This is a genomic window from Paranoxybacillus vitaminiphilus, assembly GCF_003259935.1.
In the GTDB taxonomy this organism is placed as follows: domain Bacteria; phylum Bacillota; class Bacilli; order Bacillales; family Anoxybacillaceae; genus Paranoxybacillus; species Paranoxybacillus vitaminiphilus.
Window position 1 is genome coordinate 1 of sequence record NZ_QLMH01000037.1, and the last position, 7,876, is coordinate 7,876.

Consider the following 7,876-nt stretch of genomic DNA (forward strand, 5'->3'; position numbering starts at 1 on the left):
GAGTAAATATTGCAGCCGACCATCTTAGATCGTAAAAGCGCTAATAGCCTTCTCCAATTTGTAATTTGCCCATTCTGCAATAAACTTATGAATTCAAGTGACAGTTCATAAAAATCCCCGTATAATTCTACATGTTCTAAGCTCCGTTCAATTTCAGAACGAATATTTAAGTATTGAAGGCTTTCTTTGAAAAGAGCTGAAAGATAGCTTTTTATGTTTGAAAGAATTTCGACACCTAATGAGCATTTTTCAAAATATATACCTTTTTGTTCTGCATCATAAAGAAAGTACCATACATAATTTTCGGCAATATGAGGCTCCTCTTTAATGTTTTCGCTTATAAATTTCAACATTGAATCCGGTTCTTTACCGTGTTCGCTTAAATACTGTACTAACGATTGTTTTATTTGAGGTCTGATCGTCCGAAAATAGGTGTCAAGAACTATATCGTGAACATACACGATAAGACGTTTATTTTCGTGATATGCACGTAAAAATTCAAGGTGAGTAACAGTTTTCCCTTCATCCTCTAAGAATGTTCCTGCTTTATCCGCGATAAATAGCAGAAAGATATCACTTCTTGATACGTACTCCAAACAAGTTCGGATGGCATCTTGATGAATATATCGCATACTATCTTCAAAGCGAATAGGTTCATGCCCCATATTTTTTAATTCTTCAAATACAGCGTTTCGTATAGAGGAAAGAGCATCTTGTGCAACAGAACTTATAAAAATAGTAGTTCTATCCATATTACAACACCGCCTTACTTTTTAAACAATCTCCCAAATCCATAGCAATTTTAGGAATGTTTGCTAATTCGTGTCTTAAGGCTTGATAACTTGATTCGAGAATTTTTTCATAGAGTTTCATTTGTGTCATGAATTTATGAAGTTAGAATCTATTTGATTAATGAAATATTGTTGTCTTACCCTTTTTTTCTTTTATTCGCAGGATATTTGAGGTTCTTAACAAAGATTCCTTTCTGCATCTGCTTAGATAATTTATCTAACTTCTCCAAGTTTTCGAATACAGACATGTCCCCTTCAATTGCTTTTCCAAACAACTCTTTTATGATATCCGTTTGGGCATTCTTTTCATAAAGTTCTGCTTGTTTTTCCATTTCAACCTTTATTCTCTCTATATCACGCAAAGACTGCTCTCTTATTCTTTGTATCTCTGCATTCTGCTGCTCTTTTAGTTTTTCTAGCTCCGCCTGTTGTTGTTCTCTTAGCTTTTGCAAATCAACACTCTGTTGTTCTTTCAATTTTTGCAACTCTGCCTGCTGTTGTTCTTTAACAGTTTGTAGTGCACTATTCGCTTGATACCGAGCTCCTAAATATGAAATAAAAGCAGGTACAATTCCAACCACAAGTGGAACTACAATTGATGTTAAACCATCTTTCACGAATTATCACCTACACCTACCTAATTTTAATTAGAATAGTGTTGAAAATGTTTGAAACTGAATATGTATATCGTCACACACAAATCATGTGTTGCTCTAATCTTAAATCTTTTTTTAGAATAAAAATTACTTTAAAAACATTCATTAGAACTTAAGTTCGACAAAAACCGCTAAATTCCTCCGCCTCCAATGATAAGTTTTTCTTCATTAGAGTGATTTAAATAAAAATAAGTGATTTAATTAAATACTAGTATAAAGAGTTGCTTAATTTTGTATGATTACTTTTACACTCCTAACTCAATGCTTTACAATATCATTACAGAGTTAAATAAATGTTTTAGAGGTAAAGTCATGGACATCCGGGTTCAGTTGCAACAAGCTCTTGCGGAATGTGAACGTTTAAGGAAAGAAAATGAATATTTAAAACACATTCTTTCAATGATGATGCAAAAGAAAGAAAACAATCATTCTGTAACTACGGCTAGTTCTATAGTGAACAACCAATCGTCACCGGAAGAAAAGATACGATTATTCAAGCGACTTTTTAGAGGACGAACAGATGTATATGCGGTTCGCTGGGAATCAAAAAACGGCCGCGCGGGATATACGCCTGCTTGCGCCTATGAGTGGCAACCGCCTATTTGTCGAAAACCGGAGATAAAATGCAGTGAGTGTCAGCATCGAACATTGCTACCGCTAAATGATCAAGTGCTTTACGATCATTTAAGCGGGAAGCATACGGTTGGAATTTATCCAATGCAAAAAGATGAAACGTGTTTCTTTTTGGCGATTGATTTTGACAAAAAGAATTGGCAAGAGGATGTGTTGGCGTTTGTTCGTGTATGTAAAGAGTTTTCCGTACCGTATAGCATTGAACGCTCAAGATCTGGGAATGGTGCACACGTATGGATTTTCTTCTCCGAAGCGATTCCTGCTTCATTAGCTCGCAAAATGGGAATGACATTGCTCGCTAAAACAATGGAAAAACGATATGAAGTAGGTTTAGACTCCTATGATCGATTATTCCCGAATCAAGATACGCTTCCAAAAGGCGGATTCGGAAATTTAATTGCATTGCCGCTTCAGCGAAAGCCAAGGACAAACGGCAATAGTGTATTTGTAGATGAATCCTTTACTCCTTATCCAGACCAATGGATGTATTTATCTTCTGTTCAAACGATGACAAAAAAAGAAGTACAAGATGTGGTACAGCTTTACGAAAATAAATCTATTACTGTAAACGAAGTGTATCCAGAGAAAATTACTATTGAATTAAAGAATGGTCTATACATTCTAAAAGATAGAGCCCCCTCTTCTCTTTTAACTAAGTTGACGAAACTAGCAACGTTAGCGAATCCTGAATTTTATAGAGCCCAGAAAAATCGCATGTCTACATACGGAATACCGCGAGTGATTAATTGCTCTTGGGATGAGGAAGGATATTTGGTCTTACCTCGTGGCTGTTTGGAGGAGGTTATCAACCTTTTATCGTCATTATCCATTCAAACTGAAATCATTGATGATCAATTCGATGGCCAGACGATTGATGTGGAATTTCAAGGTGAGTTAACTTTCCAGCAACACGATGCAATATCACAATTATTGAAACACAATACAGGTGTTCTTTCAGCAACCACTGGTTTTGGTAAAACGGTTATAGCGGCCGCTCTTATTGCGGAGCGAAAAACCAATACGTTAGTCATCGTTCATCGTACACAGTTGATGCAACAATGGTTAGAGCAATTATCAACGTTTCTTAATATTTCATCAAAAGAAATCGGACAAATTGGCGGCGGAAAAAACAAAATAACAGGAAATATCGATATAGCAACCATTCAAAGCTTAAATTACAAGGGTCAGTTGAAGTCATTTATTACTCAATATGGCCAAATCATTGTCGATGAATGCCATCATATTTCCGCCTTTAGCTTTGAACAAGTGTTAAAACAAGTTCGCGCCAAGTATGTGTATGGTCTAACGGCTACACCGATTCGTAAAGATGGTTTACATCCTATTATTCACATGCAGTGTGGTCCTATTCGTTATAAAATTGACGGGAAAATACAAGCAAAAGTAAGGCCATTTGTTCATCGTTTAATTCCGAGGTACACGAACTTTATGTCCTCACACAACGATATTCAGCAACTTTATACAGAAATAGCACTCAATGAACGGCGAAATCAGCAATTATTTGATGATGTGTTGTCTGCACTTGAAGAAGGCCGCTGTCCGTTAATCTTAACGGAACGAATTGAGCATATTGAAATTTTGAAGCAATTATTTAAAGGATTTGCCAAAAATATTATTGTACTCTCCGGGAATATGACGAAAAAAGAACGGATGGAACAATTGCAACGACTTGCTTCCATTCCTGATGACATGGAAAGATTAGTGATTGCAACAGGAAAATATATCGGCGAAGGATTTGACAATGCCCGATTAGATACTCTATTCTTAGCAATGCCAATTTCATGGAAAGGCACCCTGCAACAATATGTCGGACGCTTGCATCGAATTCATGCAAATAAACAAGAAGTACGTGTATATGACTACGTGGATAAAAAAATCCCGATTATGCAAAAGATGTTTGAAAAAAGATTAGAGGGGTATCGCGCAATGGGATATGTTATAGATGAAAAAAACACTTCGTACAACGAACAGATGAAGTTGTTTTAATCTTAGTTATAGAAATAGGCATATGTTTCATTTCACTTCACTTACACAAGATTACGATTAAATTAGCAGAACCCACCTCGACTCTTAACAATGTGTACCAAGGTGGGGCTTTTTCATTTATTTATGGGGTTAGAAAATACAGCAAATGTTAAACGCCCAACTACATTTGATGAGCAACTACAGATTTTAAGAGAACGCCGGTTGAAAATAGATAGTATGGATTTTTAACGACAGTAAATTATTATCGATTATCATCTTCTATGCTAACTCAAAAAGATTTGGTCTTTAAAAAAAATATCCACTCTAATTTTCATTTAGTAACTGCTCAACATGTTGTTTTAACTTAGGAATCTTATTCTGAACAACATCCCAGACAATTCGATAATTAATGGAAAAATAACCGTGAATCATCATATCTCTCATGCCAGCCATCTTTCTCCATTCGATATGTGGGTGTGCTTGTCGGATTTCATTTGGAATGTTTTTCGTTGCTTCGCCAATCACTAATATATTTTTAATTACCGCGTCTGACACTAAGTCATTGTCTAGAAAATCATCATAAGATAAGCCCTTGGTGTATTTCTCAATTTTTTCTGCAGAGAATATCTTGTAAAAAGACTTTAGGCTCTCTCTGCATACTTAGCACTCCTTAAAATACTAGGCTTTAATGCTGGTTTGATATCATCTAAAATGACTAAATCTACCGGCTTTTGAAAATGATCTTCCAGATTGAATTTTAAATCCATATAATTATCGAATGTCATGGCATGATCCATAAATTCCACTAACACATCAATATCACTGGACTCCTTTTGTTCTCCCCGGCTATACGAACCAAATAAACCAATCCGTTTTACACCATATTTTCCCTTCCATATATCTAAGTTTCTGGACATTTCGTTAAGTATTTCTTGTTGTGATAACAAATTTATCACCACCGTTTTCTTAATACTTGATATCCTCATTATAGCATCCTTCTTCAAAAGGAAAAAACCTTGCTTTAGGCAAGAGTTCGTTTAAATACTTTTCGTACCGTTACGCATAATTGTTTACAAATAATCCATACCAATTATTTTTTAAAGCATCAAGGCCTCGCTGCGTTATAACAAACTTTCCTCTCGAAACATTTTTAAGTCTATATGTTATTAAGTGAATTACAGCAGCTATTCCGCTTCCTAGAACAAGATCGCTCGCGTTACTCGAATCGAAATCATCTTATGTTCAAGTTTCTTGCTACTTCGGGGATACGCCGCCAAGAGTTGGTAAACTTAACATGGCAACAAATCGATTTAGAAAATCGATTTGTACGCATATTTGATAAAAAGAGCGGCTTCTCCCCTTCACCCTATGGTTGTTCTGCTGTTTATTCAATATAAAGACTGTTTGCTAGAGCATCAAAAGCATCCGCAAGAGCCAATTTTTTTCAATAAAAACGGCAATAAACTAGATCCACGGGGTTTACATAAAATTTTTAAAGAAACGCTAGCAAAAGCTGGATTACCGCCAAAGCGATTTTCACTGCATCATATAAGACATACGTTTCTTTTGCTTGTAGATTTAATACGACTTTTATAATATTCATCTACAGCTGCTTTCAGTTTTCTATATCCATTGATTGTATTATAGTCAGTTACGACAACCACTTTTATATCTTCTGAGTATAATTTATGAGCAATTAACATAAACGATAAATATTCTTTAAAATTTTCATAAGGTAATTGTTTTTCAGTAAGTTGTTCAACCTATTTTACTCCATCGTAATCCCCTTTTGATACCCCTTTCTAGTAGAAAATGCAACAAATGTTTTTGTCCAAAATCCATACTAGAAAAACCTTTAATGCCGGTTCGTGGCGATGGTAATTCACCTTAAACAGATAAATCATCCTCTTGTCATAATAGGATGATTTTTTTAAAGATAATATGGAATTTTGTGTTAATATTTTTGTAAAGGCTATTCAATTTAGGGGTAGTCTATTGAAGAAAGAAAGGGGTCATTTTTAAAGTAGTGAATACATTTGAACTTTATACCAAAAAGGGAGTGGAAGAATGTTTCCAATACTAGAAACAGAAAGACTGCTATTGAGAGAAATTGGTAAAGAAGATGCCCAAGGTATCTTCGATTGCTTTTCTAATAGCGATGTGACACGTTATTATGGACTAGATACTTTAACAAGCATAGAGCAAGCAGAAGAACTTGTTGAGTTTTTTGCAAAGAACTACAAAGAAAAACGTGGCATTAGATGGGGAATCGAAATAAAGGGCAAGAAAGGGATTATCGGAACAATCGGGTTTAACGCTTGGTCTCCTAAACATAGGAGAGCGGAAATAGGCTATGAGCTTCATCCAAAGTATTGGCGAAAAGGATATGCACCTGAAGCTGTTTCTGAAGTTATATCATATGGATTTAAAGAACTTGATTTAACGCGTATTGGAGCAATTGTTTTCATTGAAAATAAAGCATCTAACGAATTACTAACAAAACTAGGCTTTCAAAAAGAAGGGGTTCTGAGAAAGTATATGTATCAAAATGGAGTTCCATATGATACAAATGTTTACTCTTTGTTAAAATCAATTTAGTAGAGGTCGTAAATTAATTGAACTAAAAGCTCAAAATTATAATGTAACTTAAGAAATCCTCCATTTTGTTGAGAGAAATTTATGAAAAAATCGCATTGTTATTGAACGAGTGTGTAGTTCAAAAAAGAAAATAAATATTAAAAACGCTCGGATTTTCATTCCAAGAGTTTTTTTATATTGTTATTTTTGTGCTACAAATATTGGTAATTCAACAGATATTTTAAGTTTTTCTCTCTCTGAACCGAAACAGTTATCCTTAGTTTTTTACATAATCTTCGCTACCGAAAGTCGCATGTACGGGAAACTTATTTACAGGATTTTATGCTATTCGTTAAGATTGGTGGCCCTAATTTCTCCGTTTTTGAATTGGAAGGGCGTACTTGTATTTGAACCCCTTTCATTTCTGCGGTAATATTGTCAATTCTTCCTGCCCATGTGGGGCCGTACTTTTCTGCAGAAGGATATAGTTTGAAACGCCAACTGATTTCATCTGGAATAAAAGCAAACCCTTCATACATGTCGTAATTCCCCAAAGTGCTGGGGTCAGGTAAGTGAAGAGCATGGATACTTATACTCGTTCGTGGGAAGCTCGGTGTCAGCTTTACCTTGTACACTAGTGCCACCCCTTTTATATTCTTATTCTGCTTATTAAGAGGTGCTAATATCACGCTACATGGTAAAGACGGTGATGAAAGCGGCCCCCTAAACCGTTCTGAAAGAATGAGTTATCCTTTGCTTTGTTTCTCCAACAGTTCAATGATTCTATCCAGCTTCTTTTCAATTCGTGCTGCACTACTCTCTGAACTTTTTCTCATGACTAATGATTTGACTGCAAAGAACACCGCACTCATAAAAGCAATAAGAAAAGCAAACATGACCAATTGAAAAATGATTGATCCCCAATCCATTTTAACACCACCCTCTTTTTTCCTAATTGTACCATAAGGAGAAAAGCAATGGTTGAAACCTTTGGTTATATGCATTATTTACCCGTGGTGCTAGATAAAGCCCACGAGACATAAAAATAGCCCTTGCATGGAAAATCCCTTTAAAATGAAAGTGCCAACCTACATTTCAAAGGAGAATCCTCATGCAAGAGCACTTTCATTTTACAACAAACTGTAAACTAGCACATTATTTCAGAATCCCTTTTTCAAATTATTTCAGGCGGATTCGGAAATAATGTGCAAAATTTTTGCGGATTGTTCCGGATTT

At 35.3% G+C, this 7,876-nt stretch carries 7 protein-coding genes and 2 pseudogenes; 3 read left to right on the top strand and 6 right to left on the bottom strand.

Going from position 1 to position 7,876, the window contains the following annotated elements:
• Together B0I26_RS17620 and B0I26_RS17625 are read right to left on the bottom strand one after the other, a co-directional pair.
• Window positions 1–752: DUF4062 domain-containing protein (locus B0I26_RS17620; protein ID WP_146612829.1), on the bottom strand; the 752-nt coding region annotated here is incomplete at its 3' end.
• Between the two features lie 176 nt (window positions 753–928).
• Window positions 929–1,408: a hypothetical protein gene (locus B0I26_RS17625; protein ID WP_111646653.1), complete on the bottom strand. Its 480-nt coding sequence runs from the start codon at window positions 1,406–1,408 to the stop codon at window positions 929–931.
• A gap of 351 nt (window positions 1,409–1,759) precedes the next feature.
• Here B0I26_RS17625 and B0I26_RS17630 point away from each other — a divergent pair, with 351 nt between their 5' ends.
• Window positions 1,760–4,084, top strand: a complete 2,325-nt coding sequence (locus B0I26_RS17630) for a TOTE conflict system archaeo-eukaryotic primase domain-containing protein (protein WP_111646654.1) — start codon at window positions 1,760–1,762, stop codon at window positions 4,082–4,084.
• Between the two features lie 303 nt (window positions 4,085–4,387).
• Here the strand turns inward: B0I26_RS17630 and B0I26_RS17635 are convergent, their stop codons facing one another.
• Entirely contained in the window at window positions 4,388–4,690 is a 303-nt protein-coding gene (locus B0I26_RS17635; RefSeq protein WP_111646655.1) for a HepT-like ribonuclease domain-containing protein, read from the bottom strand.
• Between the two features lie 14 nt (window positions 4,691–4,704).
• On the bottom strand, window positions 4,705–4,980 hold the full coding sequence (locus B0I26_RS17640; protein ID WP_181502997.1) for a nucleotidyltransferase family protein: 276 nt from the start codon (window positions 4,978–4,980) through the stop codon (window positions 4,705–4,707).
• A 243-nt stretch (window positions 4,981–5,223) separates the two neighbouring features.
• On the opposite strand from B0I26_RS17640, the pseudogene B0I26_RS18940 reads away from it, so the two are divergent.
• Window positions 5,224–5,659: pseudogene (locus B0I26_RS18940) on the top strand (tyrosine-type recombinase/integrase).
• A gap of 471 nt (window positions 5,660–6,130) precedes the next feature.
• Window positions 6,131–6,661 carry a GNAT family N-acetyltransferase gene (locus B0I26_RS17650; protein WP_111646657.1) on the top strand — a complete coding sequence of 177 codons (531 nt, stop codon included), beginning with the start codon at window positions 6,131–6,133 and terminating at the stop codon, window positions 6,659–6,661.
• 305 nt (window positions 6,662–6,966) lie between these two features.
• Here B0I26_RS17650 and B0I26_RS17655 read toward each other — a convergent pair.
• Window positions 6,967–7,341: pseudogene (locus B0I26_RS17655) on the bottom strand (hypothetical protein); the annotation flags it as partial.
• Window positions 7,342–7,386: 45 nt separating this feature from the next.
• On the bottom strand, window positions 7,387–7,569 hold the full coding sequence (locus B0I26_RS17660; RefSeq protein WP_181502995.1) for a DUF4083 family protein: 183 nt from the start codon (window positions 7,567–7,569) through the stop codon (window positions 7,387–7,389).
• Between the last annotated feature and the right edge of the window lie 307 nt (window positions 7,570–7,876).

Bases quoted from the DNA above. Each gene is read 5' to 3' on its own strand.
- B0I26_RS17640 (WP_181502997.1), bottom strand. From the start codon at position 4,980: ATGTCCAGAAACTTAGATATATGGAAGGGAAAATATGGTGTAAAACGG.
- B0I26_RS17660 (WP_181502995.1), bottom strand. From the start codon at position 7,569: ATGGATTGGGGATCAATCATTTTTCAATTGGTCATGTTTGCTTTTCTT.
- B0I26_RS17650 (WP_111646657.1), top strand. From the start codon at position 6,131: ATGTTTCCAATACTAGAAACAGAAAGACTGCTATTGAGAGAAATTGGT.
- B0I26_RS17630 (WP_111646654.1), top strand. From the start codon at position 1,760: ATGGACATCCGGGTTCAGTTGCAACAAGCTCTTGCGGAATGTGAACGT.